Here is an 18,382-nt window from a genome sequence, read left to right as displayed (position 1 = left end):
AACGCCTTGCCCCCACAACCCACAGCCCACATCCCACAGCCCAAGAGGTTTCCGCATGACCGCCACCCCCTCCCCCACCCAGACCAAGACCCTGACGACCAAGACCATGACGATGGTCGCCGCCATCAACGACGCCCTGGCCCTCGCGCTGGAGCGTGACCCCGCCGTCCACATCTTCGGGGAGGACGTGGGCGTGATGGGGGGCGTGTTCCGCGCGACCGACGGCCTGCAAGCCCGCTTCGGGGCCGAGCGCGTGTTCGATACGCCGCTGGCCGAGGCCGGAATCGTGGGCATGGGCATCGGCATGGGGCTGGCGGGGCTGAAGCCGGTCGCGGAGATTCAGTTCGCGGGGTTCCTGTACCCGGCGCTCGATCAGGTGCTCTCGCACCTGGGCCGTTACCGCCACCGCACCCGCAGCCGCTACCACCTGCCGATGGTCGTGCGTGCCCCCTACGGCGGCGGCGTCCACACCCCCGAGCAGCACGCCGACAGCCCCGAGGCGATCCTGGCCCACACCCCCGGCGTGAAGGTCGTGATCCCCTCCACCCCCGCCGACGCCAAAGGCCTGCTTCTGGCCGCCATTGAGGACCCCGATCCGGTCTTCTTCTTCGAGGCCATCAAGCTCTACCGTTCCCTGAAGGAGGAGGTGCCGGAGGGGCACTACACCATCCCGCTGGGCAAAGCGCGCGTGGTCACGGCGGGGGACGACGTGACGGTGATCACGTACGGCGGCATGGTGGAGGTCGCGCAGAAAGCCGCCGACGCCGCCCGTGCCCACGGCATCGGCGTGGAGGTCATCGACCTGCGGACGCTGGTGCCGCTGGACACTGAAACCATCCTCGCCTCGGTCCAGAAGACGGGCCGCGTGGTGATCGTCACCGAGGCCCCGCGCACGAACGGCTTCCACAGCGAGATCAGCGCCACCATCGCGGAAGAAGCCATCGAATATCTGCGCTCGCCCATCGTGCGCGTGACGGGCTTCGACGCGCCCTACCCGCCCTTCACCTCCATCGAGGACGTGTACCGCCCCAATCCGGTGCGGGTGGCGAAGGCGATCCGGCAGGTCATGGCGTACTGAAGGGAGGGGCGCGGGCAGCGGCGACCGGCCCCACTGCCCTTCCCGCGCCCCCCGTCCCACCTCCCACCGCGTCCAGGCGCACGTTTCCACCTCAGCGGCAGATCATGAAGGCTGGCGAGGATGGGAAGCGATGCGCCTCTCTGCCCTGCTGCTGACGGCTGGCCTGTTCGTGGGCGCGGCGACGTTCGTGCTGAACCGGTTGCCGGACAGGAGCGCAAGCGAGTTGGTGGCGGCCCCCATCACCCCTTCTCCACCGGCGGAAGCTCCGGCAGAGGCCGCGCCGACCGCAACCCAGGCACCCCAGGTGGGGGCCAGGACGGAAACGGTGCCGCTGCCCGTGCTCGTCACGCCCGCCATCCCGAAAAATACCCCGGCCCCGTTGCCCGCCTCCGCCCACATTCCCGGCATCCGGCACGAGTACCAGCGGCTCAACAACTGCGGCCCGGTCACGGTCGGCATGGCGCTGAGCCGCTGGGGGGGCAACCTCGGCCAGGACGCCATCGCCCCGAAACTGAAGGCCAACCCGGGAGACGTGAACGTGTCGCCGGAGGAACTGGCCGCCTTTGCGCGGTCGCAGGGGATGGCCGTTCACCTCGCGCGGAACGGGGACCGGCGGCTGCTCAGGCGCCTGCTGGCGGCAGGTTATCCGGTCATTGTGGAGACCTGGTTCGTGACCGAGCACGGGGGAATGGGCCATTACCGCCTGCTGACCGGCTACGACGACGCGGCGCAGAAGTTCAGCGCCCTCGATTCGTACCTGGGCCGTCTGAGCCTGCCTTACACCCAGTTCGACGAGCTATGGCGGCCTTTCGGGCGCACCTTTCTGGTCGTCTCGCCGCCGGGGCGGGAAGCCGAAGTGCGTGGCCTGCTGGGCTTCCGCGCCGTGCCCGGAGCCGCCCGGCAGGAGGCGTTGCGGGTCGCGCTGGCCGAGGCCGGACGGCGCGGCGACGCGGTGGGCTGGCTGAACGTGGGCCAGGCGAAGCTTTCCCTGGGGGACGCGCGGGGGGCGGCGCGGGCCTTCGATCAGGCGTTCGCCGCCCGGCCCGATCCGGCGCTCGACCCCACCCGGCCGGCGCGGGTGGTGGGCGGCCTGCCCTGGCGGACGCTGTGGTACGCCTCTGGGCCGCTGGAGGCGTACACCCGCACCGGGCGTTACGCGGACGTGCTGCGGCTGACGGGCGCCGTCCTGCGCGACGCGCCCGCCCACGAGGAGGCGCACTACTGGCGGGGCCGTGCCCTGGCGGGTCTGGGACGTGGGGCGCAGGCACAGGCCGCCTACCGCGAGGCGCTGCGGCTGCGGCCCGGCTACGGGGCGGCGCGGACCGCCCTGGGGAGGCTCTGACGGGTCTGCCGCTTGTGCTCACGGCCCCGTTTGTTCCCGGTGTTACGCTCCTCCCATGACTCTCCCCACCGCCCGCCTGACCCCGGAGGCCTTCGCCCGTGCCCGCGCGTTTTTGCTGGAGCGGGGCAGGCCGCTGGAGGTGGCCCGCTTTCGCCGGGCCTTCGAGGACGGGGAGGCCGGGGCCGTGCTGGCCGCCCTGCGCGCCTACCGGAACCCGGACGGCGGTTTCGGGCAGGCGCTGGAACCGGACGTGCGTGCCCCGGAGAGCAGCGTGCTGGCGACCTCGCTGGCGCTGCGGATACTGCACGACCTGGACGTGCCCGCTGCTGAACCCCTGCTGGGAGAGGCGGTGGAATGGCTCCGTTCGCAGCTGCACGCGGAGGAGGGCGGCACCGTCTGGCCCTTCCTACCCCCCGAAGCCGCGACCTCTCCGCACGCGCCCTGGTGGAGTCAGCAGGAGCCGGACCAACTCGCGCGGACCTTCGGCGGCTTCCGCGTGAACCCCCGCGCGGAGATCGTGGCGCAGCTCTGGCACTGGCCGGCCCTGCTTCCCGAAGGGCTGCTCGCCCAGCTCACGGTCGAGGTGCGCGACGCTGTCCTGGCGGGCCTGGACGCCGGCGACGTGAACGGCCACCACGTCGCGGCGGTGTTCGCCCAGCAGGCGGAGGTGCCGGAGGTCTACCGCGAACCCGTGCGGGAATACCTCCACGACGTGCTGCCCGGGCGGGTGGGCCGCACCCCAGAGGACTTCGCCGGGTACGCCCTCAGTGCCCTGTCGGTCGCGCCGACTCCCGCCTCACCTCTGGCGCACGCGCTGGAAGAACCGCTGGCCGCCGCGCTGGCCCACCTCCTGAGCACCCAGGCGGGGGACGGCTCGTGGGGGCCGACCTGGTCGTGGGCCGGCCAGTTCCCCGAAACCTGGCCGCAGGCGGAGGCCGAGTGGCGCAGCGTCCTGACGCTGGAGGCGCTGCTGACGCTGCGGGCGTGGGGCCGGCTGTAGGTTGGCAGTGGCGGGCGCAAAGGCCAGAGCTTTTGCCCCTGCTGCTCTTTACCTCCAACCCACAGCCCAACAAAAAACCGCCCCACCTCCACGGCAGGGCGGCCCTTCTTGCGCCTTTACTTCTTGGGCGCTTCGATGGTTTTGACGGGTTTGCCGGGCGCGCGGGCCGGGGCCTTCTGCACGTTTTGCCCGATGGTGGCCGTTTCCTTTTCCACCTGCTTGTTGATCAGGATCTGCTGGCCGATGCCGATCAGGGTGGACAGGATGATGTAGATGGTCACGCCCGCCGGGAAGGTCAGCGCAAAATACAGGAAGATCAGGTAGATGAACGCCTGCTGGCGGAACATATCCGGGTTCTTGCGCGTCATCACGTAGAGCTGCCCGATGTTCACGATCAGGTAGATGACCGCCAGGATGTAGAAGGGGTCGGGAATGGCGAGGTCGGGGAGCCACAGGAAGCCGCTGTCGAACTCGAAGTTGCGGATGGTGGACCACAGCGCGATCAAGACCGGGAAGGGCAGGAAGGTGGAAAAGCACCCCGCCGGGTTGAAGTTGTAGTCCCGGTAGAGCTGCTGCATCTCCTGCTGCATGGCCCGCTGCGACTCCATGTCCTTGCGTTCCTTGTACTTGTCCTGGATTTCCTTGATCTTGGGCTGCATCACCTGCATGCGCGCGGTGGTGCGGCCCTGCGCCTGCATCAGCGGCCACATGATCAGCCGCAGCAGCACGGTCAGCAGCATGATGACCAGGCCCCAGTTGCCGACGAACTTGTACAGCCATTCCATCAGCTTCACAATCACCAGGCTGATCTTGCCGAAGACGTTCGGCTCGAACAGGCCGGGCAGGCTGGTATAGCCGCTCTGGTACAGGTGAACGAGTTCGTTCTTGCCGCCGTAGACTTCCAGGCTGCTGGGGCCGCTGAGTTGCAGCGCCAGCAGGCCCTGGGCGCCGCCGGTCAGGGTGGCGTCAGCGGCGGTTCCCGCCTGGGGCCGCACGATCAGCGCATGGGCGACCTGGCTGGGTTTTTCCTGAAGCGCGGCGTACTGGACATTCTTGACTTCCAGCGTCCCGCTGCCCTGCACGGCGGCCAGTTGCCCGCCCACCGGCACGGCCTTCACGCTGGGGTTGTCCGCCTTGCCCAGGCCGGGAAACAGCATGGTGTAGTTCTGCGGGCCGCCCTCGACGGTGGTTTTCACGTCCACCTTGAAGTTGCGCGGGTGCAGGGTAATGGTCTTGGTGACGGTCGCGCCGTTCTGGGTGTAGCGGAACACGGCGTCCTGACGGTTCTGCGCGAGGTTGGTCGGCGTGAGCTGCGGGGCCACCGTCTCGGCGGGCTGGGCCGGGTCGAGGACACCCGCCGCCGTCACCGCCAGCGCCTTGCGGTCCCCGACCATGTTCACGATGGTCTTGGAGGTCTTCAGCGCGCTGAAGTCGTAGGTGCCGTCTGCCCGTTTCTTGATGAACGGCGTGCCCGCGTAGCTCTTGACGTACCAGCCGATCACCTCGCCGCGCGCGTTGAACACCACGTCCTGGAGGTTGCTGGTGGCGATGTACTCGTCGCCGGGCTGGCCGTCGAAGTCGGCGGTGATCCACTCGGGCGTGATCGCCTTGCCGAAGGTGGGAAGGGGGCCGGAGGTGCCGCACCCCGTGAGGAGCAGTGCCCCGAGGGCCGTGAGGGGAAGCAGGGTTCTGGTCTTCATCAAGGTGTCTTTCTGGGGGGAGCCGCTCGGCGGGGGAAGTGTTCGGGCACGGGGTCGAACCCGCCCGGCACCAGGGGATTGCAGCGCAGCACGCGCCACGCGGCCAGCCAGCCGCCCCGCAGCGCGCCGTGCCGCTCGACAGCCTCCACAGCATACTGAGAGCAGGTGGGGGTAAAGCGGCAGGTGGGCGCAGGCTTGCGCGGCGAGAGATGCTGCTGGTACGCCCGCACGATCCGCACCAGCCCGCGTGCGGCGAGGCTCATGGGGTTTCCCCACTGGGAGGGCTGGTGGGAAGGTCGGCGGGAGCCACGGCAGCAGATACGGGGGCGGCGGGGCGAGCGTTCCCGCCCTTGCCGCCTCCCCTGCCGCCTGGACCCCGCTTGATCCGGCCCGGCACCTGCGCCAGCACCCGGCTCAAGGCCGCCTGCAACTCGGAAAAGGGCACCGCCAGCACGCCGGGATTCGGCATCAGGATGGCGCGGCAGGGGGGCAGGCCACCGGGCAGCGTCCGCAGCGCCTCGCGCACACGGCGGCGGGCGCGGTTGCGGTCCACCGCGCGGCGCAGGGTCTTTTTCGGAACCACGATGCCGATGATGGCGCGGGGCCGCCACGCTTCACCGTGCCGGGGGCGATAATCGGTGACCCGCAGCGTGAAGAGGGGGTCGCGCAGGGCCGTTCCCTGCTGCCGCACCCGCCGGAACTCGCGATCGGTCTTCAATGACGCGAGCGCCACCGGGCGGCGGGGCCGCTCCTGCGTGGCGCTGCTTGCATCGGGGGTCGAAATAACCCGCTCCTGCTTGGCTTTACTCGTCGCTGACGGTGAGCTGGTGGCGGCCCTTCGCGCGGCGGCGCGCGAGGATGTTGCGGCCCGCTTTGGTCTTCATGCGGGCGCGGAAGCCGTGGGTCTTGGCCCGTTTGCGGACGTTCGGCTGGTAGGTACGCTTCATGTTCTTCTGCTCCTTCTCGCGGCGGCCCCGGCCCTGTTCCCTTTGCAGGTCATGCGGCCTGCCGTGCCTTGTTGCGCGAAACTCGCCCCCCTGGGAGGGCAAACTCCGGGAGTGTATCACGCCGGTGGGCGGGGCGGGAAGGGCGGGCAGCGGCCAGCTCCCGGGAGCCGGGACCGGGGCCGGGCGTAGACTGGAGCGGTCCCGCTCGCGCGGCCCACTTCGCGGCCCTGTCCGGTCCGCCTCAGTCCCAGGAGGCCAGGCCCAGGAGGAACAGTGACGACTCCAGAAGTTCTGATCGCCGGGGCCGGACCCACCGGGCTGCTGCTGGCCTGCGAGTTGCAGCGGCGGGGCGTGCGGGTGCTGGTGGCAGACCCCAAGAGCGGCCCCACGCGCGAGTCCAGGGCCATTTTTGTGCAGGCCCGCAGCCTGGAAATCTACGACCAGCTCGGCACCGGGCAGGCGGCCGTGCGGCAGGGGCACCCGGCGGAGGGCCTCAGCGCCTGGAGCGGGCACCGGCGGCTGGGAGGGTTCAAGTTCGGCCCGCTGGGGAGGGGCCGCACCCCCTATCCCTTCATCCTGTCCCTGGAGCAGAGCCGGAATGAGGCCCTGCTCGACCGGCACCTGCACACGCTGGGCGGTGCGGTGCAGTGGGGGTGGAGGCTGGAGGCGTTCACCCAGGACGCACAGGGGGTCAGGGCGACTTTGGTCGGCCCAACCGGGCAGCGCCGTGAGGTGAATGCGGCCTATCTCTGCGGTGCCGACGGCGCGCACAGCCTGGTCCGGCATGCCCTGGGCACCCCCTTTCCGGGGACGAGCAGCCCGCGCGCCCTCTTCGTGGCCGATGTCACCGCGACCGGCGAACTGGACGGGGCCGACGTGACGCTCAAGCTGGGTGCCGCCTCTCTGCTGCTGGCCTTTCCGATGGCCGGCCCCCAGCACGCCTCCGGGCACTTCCGGCTGATCGGGATGCCGCCGGGGCAGGAACTGGCCGGGGAAACGCCCCGTTTCGAGGACGTGCGTGCCCTGGTGCAAGGCTTCGGCGTGCAGGTCAGCGAGGTGCGCTGGTTTTCGCACTACCGGGTCAGCCACCGGGTCGCGCGGCACTTCCAGGTGGGCCGGGTCTTCCTGCTGGGTGACGCCGCCCACGTCCACAGTCCGGTCGGCGGGCAGGGCATGAACACCGGGCTGGGCGACGCCCACAACCTCGCCTGGAAACTGGCGGCGGTGGTGCAGGGGCAGGCGGACCCGGAACTGCTGTCCAGCTATGAGCGGGAGCGGCGGCCCTTTGCCCGGTCGCTGGTCAGGACCACCGACCGGATCTTCGGCCTGATCTCGGGCGGCGGCCCGCTGGCCGGGTTCCTGCGCGCCCGGCTCCTTCCCGCCGTGCTGGCACGCCTGCTGGGCGGCACCGAACCGGCCGCCCCGCTGCCCGGGCGCCCCAGCCGGTTGGGCCGCCTCGCATTCGGCCTGCTGTCGCAGACACGCCTGAGCTATCCGGACAGTCCCCTCAGCGTGGGACGGGCCGGAGCCGTGCGCGGCGGGCAGCGCCTGCCTTACGTGCGTGGCAGCGGCAATTTCAGCGCCCTGAAGGAACCGGGCGCGCAACTCCACATCTACGGCGCGGCCTCGCCGGGGGCGGTGGCCTGGGCGGCGCGGCGGGAACAGGTGGCCCTCCGGGTCTTTCCCTTCGGCGAGGCGGCCCGCCGGGCCGGGCTGCGCGAGGACGCGGGCTACCTCGTGCGCCCGGACGGCTACGTCAGCGTGGCGCAACCCGAGTTCAGCGGCCCGGCACTGGACGAGGTGCTGCGGTCACGCTGGCACTGGCGGCTCCCGGCCGCCGGCCGCCCACTGTGACCCTGTGGCTTGCCCCTCCCCCCCTCCCCGCGCTACTAATGGCGGGAAATGCGTGACGCTCTGTGGACTGCCCTGAAGACCGTGAACGACCCGGAGCTGCACCGCGATCTGGTGTCGCTGGGCATGATCGAGCGGGCGGAGATCGAGGGGAACGTGGCCCACGTGAAGGTCAACCTCACCACGCCCGCCTGCCCGCTGAAGGGCCAGATCGAGGGCGACGTGCGCGCGGCGGTGCTGCGGGTGCCGGGCCTTCAGGACGTGGTCGTGACCTTCGGGGCGATGGTGCGCCCGCCCGCACAGCCCGCCCTGCCCGGCGTGAAACACGTGTTGCTGGTGGGCAGCGGCAAGGGCGGCGTGGGCAAAAGCAGCGTGGCCGTGAACATCGCCGCGAGCCTGGCGCGCGACGGGGCGCGGGTCGGGCTGATGGACGCCGACGTCTACGGCCCCAGCGTGGCGCACATGCTGGGCCAGGGGGCGGCGCGCGTGACCGCCAACGCCGAGCGCAAGATGCAGCCCATCGAAGCCCACGGCGTGCGCTTCCTGAGCATGGCGAACCTGTCGCCCGCCGGACAGGCGCTGGTGTGGCGCGGGCCGATGCTGCACAGCGCCGTCCAGCAGTTCCTGAAGGACGCGGCGTGGGGCGACCTCGATTACCTGATCGTGGACCTGCCGCCGGGCACCGGGGACGTGCAACTGTCCCTCACGCAGACCATTCAGGTCACGGGCGCGGTGCTGGTCACCACCCCGCAGGACGTGGCCCTGATCGACGCGGCGCGGGCGCTGGACATGTTCCGCAAGGCCAGCGTGCCGGTGCTGGGCGTGGTGGAGAACATGAGCTACTTCGTCGCCCCCGATACCGGCCTGACCTACGACATCTTCGGGCGGGGCGGGTCACGCAAGCTGGGAGGGTTGCCCCTGCTGGGCGAGGTGCCGCTGGACGTGGAGGTGCGTCAGGACGCCGATGCAGGCCTGCCCGCCGTGCTGGCCCACCCGGAGTCGCCCGCTGCGCAGGCGTTGACGCAGATCGCCCGCAACCTCGCGGGGCGCGTGAGCGTGCAGGCCCTGAGCCATCTGCCCGAACAGTTGCCGGTGGTCTGAATGACGGCCGCGCCTCTTCTCGCTGCGCCGCCCCTGCCGGTGCCGGAGCGCACCAAGCACCGGTTGCTGGAACTGCTCAAGCGGCACGGCCCGCAGACGGTGCAGGACCTCGCCGCGCACCTGGGCATGAGTGTGCCGGGGGCGCGGCGGCACCTGGGCGACCTTCAGGAGCAGGGGCTGATCGAGGCGCGCACCGAACGGCCCGGCGGGCGCGGGCGGCCCCAGTATGTCTTTCTGCTCACCGACCGGGGCGAGGCGGCCTTTCCCAAGACGTACTCGACGCTGTGCGTGGACGTGCTGCGTCACCTGGAGGCGCTGTTCGGCGAGGGGGCCGTGCTTCAGGTTCTGGATGCCCGCAGCGTGGAGCTGGCCGGACGGCTCCAGGCGGACCTGCCCGCCACGCTCCCGCTGGAAGAACGCCTGCGCGGCCTCGCGGCGTGGCTGACGGAGGCCGGCTTCGACGCGGTGGTGGAAGGCGGCGAGGACGGCGTGTGGTTCATCGTGGAGCGCAACTGCCCGAACCTGACGGTCGCGCGCCAGTACCCGCAGCTGTGCAGGAGCGAGCTGGGCCTGTTCGTGCAGGTGCTGGGGCTGCCGGTCACGCGTGAGACGCGCATCGCCTGCGGCCAGGGCAGTTGCCGCTACCGGATCGGCCCCTGAGCATGGCCGCCTCCGAACCCGCGCCCGCCGCGAGCAGCCATCCGGGTGCCCCGCCCGGACCGCTGTTCAGCCTGGTCGCGTGGCCCCCGCAGGCGCTCGACACCTGGCTGCGGCGCACGCAGGAGCGCCTGAACGTGCGCGGCTTCGGGGCACCCCACCTCAACCTGCGCGCCCCCTTCCAGACGGGGCTGAGCGCCCCCGAACTGGTCGCCGCCTTCCGGGAGGCCCTGCGCGGCGAGGCGGCCTTCGAGGTGCGTGTGAAGGGCTGGAAGCGCCTGCCCCACGTCTTTTTTCTGGAGTGCGAACCCAGCCCCCACCTGCTGGACCTGCATGCCCGCGCCCTGGGCGTCGGCCCGTCGAGCCGCGCTCCCCACGACGGCGCGGGCTACACGCCGCACCTCACGCTGGCGCTGGGGGTCCTGCCCTGGGCCGAGGAGGAGCTGTGGGCGCAGGTGCAGGCCATAAAGCCGCCCCTGGACCGCTTCACCGTGAATGTCCTGAGCCTGACCCGCGAGGAACGCGGCGAGGTGCAGGAGATGCATACCTTTCCGCTGGAAGGCGGCGGCCGGCCCGGCGAGCCGGAAGCGCCCAGCCAGGAAGTGGAACCCGACCTCGCGCCCGACCTCTGAGTGCCTGTTTCAAAAGGGTCCTCATAGACGGCGAAGTGCGCTGGGAAGTCGTGCCCGTTCCCCCCCTCTGCTTCGCCGCTTTACAAGTCCCAGCGTCCCCCGCAAGGGGGAGGAGTAAAAAGTGCGTGTTCTACAGCGAGATGAGGGCACCCGCCAGACTTTTTAAATACGCTCTGAGCGCAGGCGCACCCCCGGCATGCCGGGAAGCCAGCGGAAAGCCCGCCCCTGAAGACCAGGAGGCGGGCTGCCGACTGGAGGGCCGGCTCAGGCGAGCAGTTCGCCATCCTTGAAGAACAGGGCCAGTTCGCGCGCGGCGCTCTCGGGAGAGTCGCTGCCGTGCGTGACGTTCTCGCCGGTGGTGGTGGCGAAGTCGGCGCGGACGGTGCCGGGGGCGGCGTTGGCGGGGTTGGTGGCCCCCATCATCGCGCGCCAGCCGGTGATGGCGTTCTCGCCTTCCAGGGCGATGGCGACGACCGGGCCGCCGGTGATGAAGTCCACCAGTTCCCCGAAGAAGGGGCGCTCGCGGTGTTCGCCGTAGTGGTTCTCGGCCACCTCGCGGGGAATCAGCATCTGCTTGAGGCCGACCACGCGGTAGCCTTTCTTCTGAATGCGGGCGAGAATCTCGGGGGTCAGGCCCCGGCGGACGCCGTCGGGCTTGATCATGGCAAAGGTGCGTTCCATACCGCCCGCGAGCATAGCAGGGTAGGGGCTGAGGCGTTCATGTGAGGGGCCTTCAGACTCGTACAATGGCCGCGTGACGCAAGTTTCTGATTCTCGCCCCTCGCCGACGGCGGCCCGGATCGCCCTGACGGCGAGCGCTGTCGCGGCGGCGGGGCTGCTGCTGTTTCCTCTGGCGACGTTGGGGCGCGGCTTTGACGCGGACGGCGTGCTGCTGCACCTCAGCGGCGCGGTCCACAACTTCAGCGCCAGCCGTGAACTGCCGCTGCCTCCGACCACCAGTGTCCTGGGCCTGGCCTGGGCCACCCTCGCGCTGCTGATCGCCAGCATCGTGGGGGCTGTCCGCCGCGCCCACTGGTTCTGGATCACCGGTCTGCTGGCCTTTGTGACGGCGGTGGCCGCCGTGTGGCTGCTCGCCTCGGGCCTCCAGACCGAGACGGCCCGCATCGCCGCCGACACCACGCTGCGCGCAGGGGCCAAACGGCAGCTCCGCAATTTCTATGCGGGCGGCGGCATGAACCTGGGCCTGTTCCTGCCCATTCTGGCGGGCCTGATCACGGCGGGCGCGGGGCTGAGTGCGCGCCCCGCGTGGTGGGAACGGCTCAACCGGCTGCGGGGCCTGCTGGTGCCCACCGTCGCCATCGGGCTGGCGGTGCTGGTCGGCGCACTGGTGGTGCTGGTCGTGCAGCCTGCCGTGAACACCAGCGGCGTACCGTTCACGCTGTGGGGCGGCTGGCTCGCCAAGAGCGACCTGGTGTATTTCGTGTATTCCACGCTGTTCGCGCCCATCACGGCGCTGAACCCCTTTCTGGACAGCCTCAAGCTCGCCACGCCGCTGATCTTCACGGGCCTCTCGGTGGCCTTCGCCTTCCGCACCGGCCTCTTTAACATCGGCGCGCCGGGGCAGCTCACCATCGGGGCCATCGCGGCAATGCTGGTCGGCGTGTACGGCCCGGCCAGCCTCGGCTGGCTGCTGCTGCCGCTCTCGGTGATCGCGGCGGGGCTGGGCGGCGCACTCTGGGGCGCGATTCCGGGGCTGCTCAAGGCCCGCTTCGGCTCTAGCGAAGTGATCAACACCATCATGCTGAACTACGTGGCGTCGGCCATCTTCGTCTTCATGATCGGCAGCGACACATTCCCGTTCCTGGGCCGGGAGTACCACCTGCCCTTCAAGGCCCCGGGCTACGAACCCGCCAGCTACGACCTGCAACCCGGCGCGCGCCTGCCCACGCTGCTGGGCATGTTCAACGTGGGCCAGAACGGCGCGCTGGCCCTGACCATCGCGCCGCTGGTGGCCCTGGTCGGCTTTTTCGCGGTGCGCTGGGCGCTGCGCCGCGTGGCCCGGAGCAGCCTGATCGCGCTGGCCGCCGCCCTGGTGCTGGGGCTGCTGACCTGGCGCGTGGGCATTCCGGTGCAGATCGCGGGCAGCCAGCTCAACGCCAGCTTCCTGATCGCGCTGGCCTGCGTGGGGCTGTTCGGCGTGCTGATGTGGCGCACGGCCACCGGGTACGCGCTGCGGGCGGTGGGCCTCTCGCCCCGCGCCGCCGAATACGGCGGGATCAGCGTGGCGCGCGGCACCGTCCTGGCGATGACCCTGGCGGGCATGTTCGCGGGGCTGGCGGGCACCCACTACGTGAACGGCGGCGCGCTGGACGAGTACCGCCTGAAGGGCAACATCCCCGTGAACGTCGGGTTCGACGGCATCGCGGTGGCGCTGATGGGTCAGAACACCCCGGTCGGCGTGGTGGCCGCGAGCGTGCTGTTCGGGACCATCGACACCGGCGGCGTGGACGTGCAGCAGAAACTGAACAAGGTGGACCGCAACATCGTGACGGTTCTCAAGGCGCTGATCGTGCTGTTCATCGCGGCGGGCGGCTTCCTCAGCCGCCGCGTGACCGATCCCCCGCCCCCGCAACTGGTGAAGGCCGCCGACCGGGCGGGCAGCGCCGAGGCAGGGCACCTCAGCCCCGCCGGGGCTGCCGCCGAACGCGCCACGCCGGTTCCCAACGTCGGCCGCAGCAGCGAAGTGAACGCCCAGGTCGAGCGGGACCACGAAGGGAGCAAGTAGATGCGTCCTGCTTCCGGTTTTCCGGGCCGCGCGGGGGGAGCGCCCCTCCAGGCCTGCACCTCGCGCTGTCTCCGACTTCCCTTTTTGCTCAACGTGGAGGTGTTGTAAATGGACGGCCTGTTCGTGCAACTGCTGACGACCGCCTTCCTGGCGACCTTTATCCGCAGCGTGGTGCCGCTGCTGCTGACCGCGCTGGGCGGCTTGTTCAGCGAGCGCAGCGGCGTGGTGAATATCGCGCTCGACGGCCTGATCATCTTCGGGGCGCTGGCGGGGGCCATCGTGACCTACACCCTCGACCCCACGCTGGGCGCACTGGCCCCCTGGGTGGGCTGGCTGGCGGGCGCCGTGGTCGGCGGGCTGATCGCCTGGGTCCACGCGGTGATCAGCATCAAGTACCGCGCCGATCAGGTCATCAGCGGCACGGCCATCAACCTGCTCGCCACCGGCGTGCCCTCCGTGATCCTGACGGCGCTGTACGGCACCAGCACCGAGAGTCCCAAGGTGCCGCACGCGCTGCCGCTGTGGGGCATCGGCGAGCTGCGCTTCAGCCCGCCCGTCTACTTCGCGGTGCTGGCGGTCGCGGTCACCTGGTACGTGCTGTACCGCACCCCCTACGGGTTGAGGCTGCGCGCGACCGGCGAGCATCCCGGCGCGGCGGCCAGCATGGGCGTGAACGTCCGGCGGATGCGCTACAGCGGCGTGATTCTCTCGGGCCTGCTGGCGGGCACGGCGGGCGTGTTCCTGAGCATCGGCAACCTGGATTCCTACGTGCGCAACATCAGCGCGGGCCTGGGCTTCATCTCGCTGGCGGCGCTGATCTTCGGGCAGTGGAAGCCGCTGGGCGTGCTGGGCGCGACCGTGCTGTTCGGGTTCCTCCAGGCGCTCGCCATCTCGCTGGGCGGCACCGATCTGCTGCCCCCCACGCTGGTCAGCGCGCTGCCGTACCTGATCACCATCATCGCCCTGATCTTCACGGGCCGCAGCGCCGCGCCCCGGGCACTCGGCAAACCGTTCGAGGGCTGAGCGAGATTTCTATCAGGCAGGTCAGCCACGCGGCTGGCCTGCTTTTTCGTGGATTCTGGCCCGTTGGGGTGCGGGCCAGTCGGGGTGCAGGTCAGTTGGGAGCGGCCCGCTGCGGGAGGGGGGCGGACGGCTCCCGGACCTCCGGGGCCTTGTGCGGCGTCCCGAGCCGCTCGACACTTTCCAGCACGGTCGCGGTAAAGGCCCGCAGCAGGGGGAGGGCGGCCCGGTGGGGCAGCACCGCGAGCGCGAGCGGCCGGGTGAGGGGGTCCGGCAGGGGCAGGGCGATCAGGCCGGGCGGCAGCGGCAACAGCGCCAGCCGGGGCATGATCGTGACGCCCAGACCGTGCCCCACCATCGAGAGCGTCACGCTGTCCTGCTCGACCTCGGTGATGTGGGTCAGGGGCACGCCGCGCGCCGTGAGGTAGCGGCGCACCCGCTGGTGGCAGGAGTCGCGCTGCGGCGGCAGGATCAGCGGCTGGGCGCTGAGATCCGCGAGCGTGACGGGCTGCGGGCCGCGCGTGACGGGCGCGGCGAACAGGTACTCGTCGAGCACCAGCGGGGTGAGCCGCAGGTCGGGGGCCTCGTCGGCCAGGATCAACCCGGCATCCACCCGGCCCGCGCGCACCGCTTCCGCGCCCCCGCCGCAACTCTCGGCGTCCAGCAGGATCACGCCCACGCCGGGATGTTTCGCCCGGAACGCGGCCAGCGCGGGCGGCAGCAGGTGGGTGGCCGTGGACCGGAAGGACGCGACCCGCAGTGTCCCCGCCAGGGTGCCCTCCTCCTGCGCGGCCAGCAGGGCGTCGCTGGCCGCCTGCACGGCGCTGCGGGCATGCACCAGTGCCCGCAGCCCCGCCTCGGTCGGGACCGTCCCGGCGGACGTGCGGCGCAGCAGCGGGCGGCCCGCCAGCGCCTCCAGCCTGGCGACGGCCTCGCTCAGGGTGGACTGCGAGACGCCGTGTTCCGCCGCCGCCTCTCCGAACCCGCCCGCGTCCGCCACGGCCACCAGCGCCCGGAGCTGCGCCAGGGAGGGAGCCAGCGGCGGGGCCATCGACGGGGCCAGTAACGGGGAAAGCGGGGCGCGGTCGGCCATACCTCCGATTCTAGGCGCGGGCCGGGGCGACACCATCGGTTTTCCCGATACCCGGGGCAGGAGACACCGCCCGCAGCCGATGTCCCGCCGGACCTTCCCAGGCGCACCCTGGGGCCAGAGGAGGTCCCCATGACCCGCGCCCCGTTCCTTTCCCCGCCCCCGCTGCCCCTGCCCGCGCCACACGGCCCCGAGCTGTTCGGTACCCTCACGGTGGAGGTTCTCACGCCGGACGGCCAGGTCACGGTCCCCGGCCTGGCCGACTGGGAACTGCGCGCCTGGCCGGTGGCGCGGCTGGGCGACGCGACGCTGGAAGCCCGCCCGCGCCACCCGCACCTGGGGGCCGCTGCTCTGGACAGTGACCTGCGTCGCGCCGGATACACGCCGCTCGGCCCCTTTCACCCGGCGCGGGGTCGGGCAGGCTAGACCACCCAGGGCCAAGCCGACCGGATAAACCCGCGCGTCAGCTTCAGCTCATCTTCAGGCGGGGCGGACATGCTCCCTTGAGCGGCGATGCTCCACCGCGCCGCCCTGCTGATCCTGCTTTCGCCTTTGCTGCTTGGCCCGGGCGCACTCGCGGCCAGCGGGACGGTCAAGGTCCAGCAGGGCGACACCCTCTACGGCATCGCCCGCCGCAGCGGCGTCAGCGTGAGCCAGCTCAAGGCCCTGAACGGGCTGAAGACCAACACCATCCGGCCCGGACAGACCCTGCGGGTGAGCGGGAAAGCAGCGGTCCCCGCCTCTGCCGCGCCCCCGCCGCGCAGGGCAGCGGTTTCCTCCGCCTTCAGCACCTACACGGTGCGCGCCGGGGATACGCTGGGGGGCATCGCCGGACGCGCCGGGGTCAGCGTGGCGGCCCTGCGCGCGGCCAACGGCCTGAGCGGCAGCCTGATCAAACCCGGCCAGCGCCTGCGCGTGCCCCCACGCGGGACGACCACGGCCCCCCGCAGCGCACCTCCCCCGCGCCCCACAACCGAAGTCCGGGTGATTCACGGCTACGTGCGGGTCCAGCCCCATGAGACGCTGGCCGCGCTGGCACGGACCTACCGCACCACCGCCGACCACCTCGCCAAGCTCAACGGCCTGAGCCGCGCGGGGCGGCAGCTGTATCCCGGCCAGCGGGTGCTGGTGCCCCGGCGGATTCCGGTGCCCATTCCGCCCCGGCCCGTGCGCCCTCCCCTGAGCGTCCGGCAGCTGCGGGCGCTGGACGTTCCGGTGCAGGTGCTGCGGGTGGACCTGCGCTGGCGTGACGTGCTGGTCGCGCCGGTGCTGCCCCGGGCGGGCCTGGGGGTGGGCGTGGGCGCGCGGGTCAGCAGCCTCGTGCGGACCAGCGGGGCGCGGGCAGTCGTGAACGGCAGCTACTTTCACCCGCGCAGCTACGTGCCCGCCGGGGACCTGGTGATGCAGGGCCGCCTGCTGGCCTGGGGCCGCATCCCCGCCGCGCTGGCGATTACCCCCGACAACCGCGCGGCGATCATGCCCAGCACCACGCCGCTGCTGGGGCGGCCCCTCGACGTGAGCTGGCGCGGCATGGAAACCGTGATCGCCACCGGACCGCGCATCCTGAACGGGGGCGCCGTGGTGCGGCAGTACGCCAGCGCCTTCCGCGACCCGGCGCTGTTTGGCCGCGCGGCCCGCAGCGCCGTCGGGCTGGGCAGCAACCGCGACCTGGTGTTCGTGACCACCCACGCCAAACTCACCACCACCGAGATGGGCAAGGTGATGGCGAGATTGGGCCTGCGTGACGCCCTGCTGCTTGACGGGGGCAGCAGCGCGGGCCTCGCCTGGAACGGCCAGCCGGTGCTGGACAGCGTCCGCCAGGTCGCTTACGGGATCGGCGTGTTCACCGGGTACACCGGGCGGCGGTACGCGCGCTGAAGCCGGGGGCGCTCCTTCTTCCCGTACCATGCCCCCATGCTGGACTTTCTTTCCGACTCCCGTTGCCCCCAGGTGGGCGCGTGAAGCCCGCGCAGGTGGAAGCGCAGCTCTCGCGGGTGCTGAGCGAGGCCATCGCCGGGCTGCGCGATCCCCGCGTGCCCCTGATCGTGACGGTCGAGCGGGTCAGCGTCACGCCCGACTACGGGCTGGCGCGGGTGTACGTGAGCGCGATGGGTGCGGACATGCCCGCGCTGCTCGACGCGCTGACGCACGCACGCGGGTACCTGCAACGCGAAATCTCGGCCCAGGTCCGGATGCGGCGCACCCCCACCCTGGAGTTCCGCTCGGCCAGCGAGGGCGCGCCGCTGTGACCGCCCCCGCCGAACAGCGCAGCCTCATCCGCGTGCGCTACGCCGAGACGGACGCGATGGGCGTGGCCCACCACGCGGGCTACCCGGTCTGGTTCGAGGTGGGGCGCGGCGACCTGATGCACGCCCTGGGGCTGCCCTACGCGCAGGTCGAGGCCCGCGGCTACTACCTGATGCTGTCGGGCCTGAGCGTCGAGTACCGCCGCGCCGCCCGCTACGACGACCACCTCACCCTGGTCACGCGCGTGGGCAGCGTCCGCTCACGCACCCTGACATTCACCTACGAACTGTGGCGGCCCACGCCTGAAGGCGGTGAAGAACTGCTGGCGACCGGCGAGACACGCCACATCGCCACCGACCAGAGTTACCGCCCGGCCCGCCTGCCGGAAGACGTGCTGACCCTGCTGACCGGCGGCGTGGCCGAAAGCTGACCCCTGCGGGCCGCTTTTCCACACCCGCCCGCACGCCGGGACCGCTAGACTGCCGGGCACATGAGTCACCTGTCGCGCACCCTGCCCATCAAGCGCGCCGCGCACGTCTACCTCGTCCGGGACGGAGAACTGCTGCTCGTCGAGGAACGCATGGACGACGGCAGCATCTTTTATGGCCTGCCCGGCGGCAAGGCCAACCCCGGCGAGAGCCTCGCGGACGCCGCCGTGCGTCAGGTGCTCGTCGAGACGGGGCTGACCGTCACGGACCTGCAATTCGTCAGCCTGCTCGAAGGCGAGATGCTGACCGGCACCCGCAACGAGTGCTACGCGAACTTCGGCCGCTTTACTGCCACCTTCCATGGCGAACTCGACCCCACCGACCCCGAGGTGGTGGGCGTGAAATGGGTGCCCTTCGCGCAGGTCGAGGGCCTGATCCGCTACGGCCCGCCCCCCGAGTGCGAGGAGCGCAACCCCCTGATCTGGGTCCCCACCCGCGATTTCCTGCGCGGCGGGGCCAGGACCTACTACCCGATCTAGGGGA

The 18,382-nt window shown here is 71.2% G+C and carries 20 protein-coding genes; 14 read left to right on the top strand and 6 right to left on the bottom strand.

Going from position 1 to position 18,382, the window contains the following annotated elements; translation table 11 throughout:
* The first annotated feature begins 55 nt into the window (after nt 1-55).
* From DEIPH_RS13090 to DEIPH_RS13080, 3 genes are all read left to right on the top strand, one after another.
* Complete coding sequence (locus tag DEIPH_RS13090; protein WP_034358818.1) at nt 56-1,078, top strand: alpha-ketoacid dehydrogenase subunit beta; 1,023 nt, start codon at nt 56-58, stop codon at nt 1,076-1,078.
* Between the two features lie 130 nt (nt 1,079-1,208).
* The gene (locus DEIPH_RS13085) at nt 1,209-2,420 is read left to right on the top strand and encodes a C39 family peptidase (protein ID WP_034358816.1); all 1,212 of its coding nucleotides are present in this window, start codon (nt 1,209-1,211) and stop codon (nt 2,418-2,420) included.
* A gap of 55 nt (nt 2,421-2,475) precedes the next feature.
* A complete protein-coding gene (locus DEIPH_RS13080) occupies nt 2,476-3,420 on the top strand; it encodes a hypothetical protein (RefSeq protein ID WP_034358814.1) in 945 nt (314 codons plus the stop codon).
* A 116-nt stretch (nt 3,421-3,536) separates the two neighbouring features.
* On the opposite strand, the gene yidC is transcribed toward DEIPH_RS13080, so the two are convergent.
* From yidC to rpmH, 4 genes are all read right to left on the bottom strand, one after another.
* Nucleotides 3,537-5,120: a membrane protein insertase YidC gene (yidC, locus tag DEIPH_RS13075; RefSeq protein ID WP_034358812.1), complete on the bottom strand. Its 1,584-nt coding sequence runs from the start codon at nt 5,118-5,120 to the stop codon at nt 3,537-3,539.
* On the bottom strand, nt 5,120-5,383 hold the full coding sequence (gene yidD, locus DEIPH_RS13070) for a membrane protein insertion efficiency factor YidD (protein ID WP_034358810.1): 264 nt from the start codon (nt 5,381-5,383) through the stop codon (nt 5,120-5,122). Before yidD ends, yidC begins: the two co-directional genes overlap by 1 nt.
* On the bottom strand, nt 5,380-5,838 hold the full coding sequence (gene rnpA, locus DEIPH_RS13065; protein WP_051517364.1) for a ribonuclease P protein component: 459 nt from the start codon (nt 5,836-5,838) through the stop codon (nt 5,380-5,382). Before rnpA ends, yidD begins: the two co-directional genes overlap by 4 nt.
* A gap of 85 nt (nt 5,839-5,923) precedes the next feature.
* Nucleotides 5,924-6,067 (bottom strand): 50S ribosomal protein L34, encoded by a 144-nt coding sequence (gene rpmH / locus DEIPH_RS13060; protein ID WP_019585335.1) that lies wholly within the window; start codon nt 6,065-6,067, stop codon nt 5,924-5,926.
* A gap of 273 nt (nt 6,068-6,340) precedes the next feature.
* Between rpmH and DEIPH_RS13055 the strand changes: the two genes are divergently transcribed.
* Genes DEIPH_RS13055 through DEIPH_RS13040 form a run of 4 tightly spaced genes read left to right on the top strand, consistent with a single transcriptional unit; the run spans nt 6,341 to nt 10,308 of the window.
* On the top strand, nt 6,341-7,921 hold the full coding sequence (locus tag DEIPH_RS13055) for an FAD-dependent monooxygenase (protein WP_034358806.1): 1,581 nt from the start codon (nt 6,341-6,343) through the stop codon (nt 7,919-7,921).
* 48 nt (nt 7,922-7,969) lie between these two features.
* Nucleotides 7,970-9,019, top strand: a complete 1,050-nt coding sequence (locus tag DEIPH_RS13050; RefSeq protein ID WP_034358803.1) for an Mrp/NBP35 family ATP-binding protein — start codon at nt 7,970-7,972, stop codon at nt 9,017-9,019.
* Entirely contained in the window at nt 9,020-9,679 is a 660-nt protein-coding gene (locus tag DEIPH_RS13045) for a helix-turn-helix transcriptional regulator (protein ID WP_034358801.1), read from the top strand. It abuts the gene before it with no gap.
* A gap of 2 nt (nt 9,680-9,681) precedes the next feature.
* On the top strand, nt 9,682-10,308 hold the full coding sequence (locus tag DEIPH_RS13040) for a 2'-5' RNA ligase family protein (protein WP_034358799.1): 627 nt from the start codon (nt 9,682-9,684) through the stop codon (nt 10,306-10,308).
* A 264-nt stretch (nt 10,309-10,572) separates the two neighbouring features.
* Here the strand turns inward: DEIPH_RS13040 and ndk are convergent, their stop codons facing one another.
* The gene (gene ndk / locus DEIPH_RS13035) at nt 10,573-10,989 is read right to left on the bottom strand and encodes a nucleoside-diphosphate kinase (RefSeq protein ID WP_034358874.1); all 417 of its coding nucleotides are present in this window, start codon (nt 10,987-10,989) and stop codon (nt 10,573-10,575) included.
* Between the two features lie 73 nt (nt 10,990-11,062).
* Between ndk and DEIPH_RS13030 the strand changes: the two genes are divergently transcribed.
* A complete protein-coding gene (locus DEIPH_RS13030) occupies nt 11,063-13,054 on the top strand; it encodes an ABC transporter permease (protein ID WP_034358797.1) in 1,992 nt (663 codons plus the stop codon).
* A gap of 108 nt (nt 13,055-13,162) precedes the next feature.
* Nucleotides 13,163-14,077, top strand: coding sequence for an ABC transporter permease (locus tag DEIPH_RS13025; protein WP_034358795.1), 915 nt, complete (start codon nt 13,163-13,165; stop codon nt 14,075-14,077).
* Between the two features lie 91 nt (nt 14,078-14,168).
* Here DEIPH_RS13025 and DEIPH_RS13020 read toward each other — a convergent pair whose 3' ends face one another.
* Nucleotides 14,169-15,167: a LysR family transcriptional regulator gene (locus DEIPH_RS13020; protein WP_051517363.1), complete on the bottom strand. Its 999-nt coding sequence runs from the start codon at nt 15,165-15,167 to the stop codon at nt 14,169-14,171.
* 129 nt (nt 15,168-15,296) lie between these two features.
* On the opposite strand from DEIPH_RS13020, the gene DEIPH_RS13015 reads away from it, so the two are divergent.
* The 5 genes from DEIPH_RS13015 to DEIPH_RS12995 all read left to right on the top strand — a co-directional run bounded on the left by DEIPH_RS13015 (nt 15,297) and on the right by DEIPH_RS12995 (nt 18,378).
* Nucleotides 15,297-15,590, top strand: a complete 294-nt coding sequence (locus DEIPH_RS13015; protein WP_034358789.1) for a hypothetical protein — start codon at nt 15,297-15,299, stop codon at nt 15,588-15,590.
* Nucleotides 15,591-15,677: 87 nt separating this feature from the next.
* On the top strand, nt 15,678-17,042 hold the full coding sequence (locus tag DEIPH_RS13010) for a LysM peptidoglycan-binding domain-containing protein (RefSeq protein ID WP_034358786.1): 1,365 nt from the start codon (nt 15,678-15,680) through the stop codon (nt 17,040-17,042).
* A gap of 80 nt (nt 17,043-17,122) precedes the next feature.
* Entirely contained in the window at nt 17,123-17,413 is a 291-nt protein-coding gene (locus tag DEIPH_RS13005; RefSeq protein ID WP_034358784.1) for a ribosome-binding factor A, read from the top strand.
* Nucleotides 17,410-17,841, top strand: a complete 432-nt coding sequence (locus DEIPH_RS13000) for an acyl-CoA thioesterase (protein ID WP_034358782.1) — start codon at nt 17,410-17,412, stop codon at nt 17,839-17,841. Before DEIPH_RS13005 ends, DEIPH_RS13000 begins: the two co-directional genes overlap by 4 nt.
* 60 nt (nt 17,842-17,901) lie before the next feature.
* Complete coding sequence (locus DEIPH_RS12995) at nt 17,902-18,378, top strand: NUDIX domain-containing protein (protein WP_034358781.1); 477 nt, start codon at nt 17,902-17,904, stop codon at nt 18,376-18,378.
* Nucleotides 18,379-18,382 lie beyond the last annotated feature (4 nt).

The organism is Deinococcus phoenicis (assembly GCF_000599865.1).
GTDB lineage: Bacteria > Deinococcota > Deinococci > Deinococcales > Deinococcaceae > Deinococcus > Deinococcus phoenicis.
The sequence above is the reverse complement of the archived record's forward strand: the minus strand, read 5'-3'. Positions and strand labels throughout refer to the sequence as shown.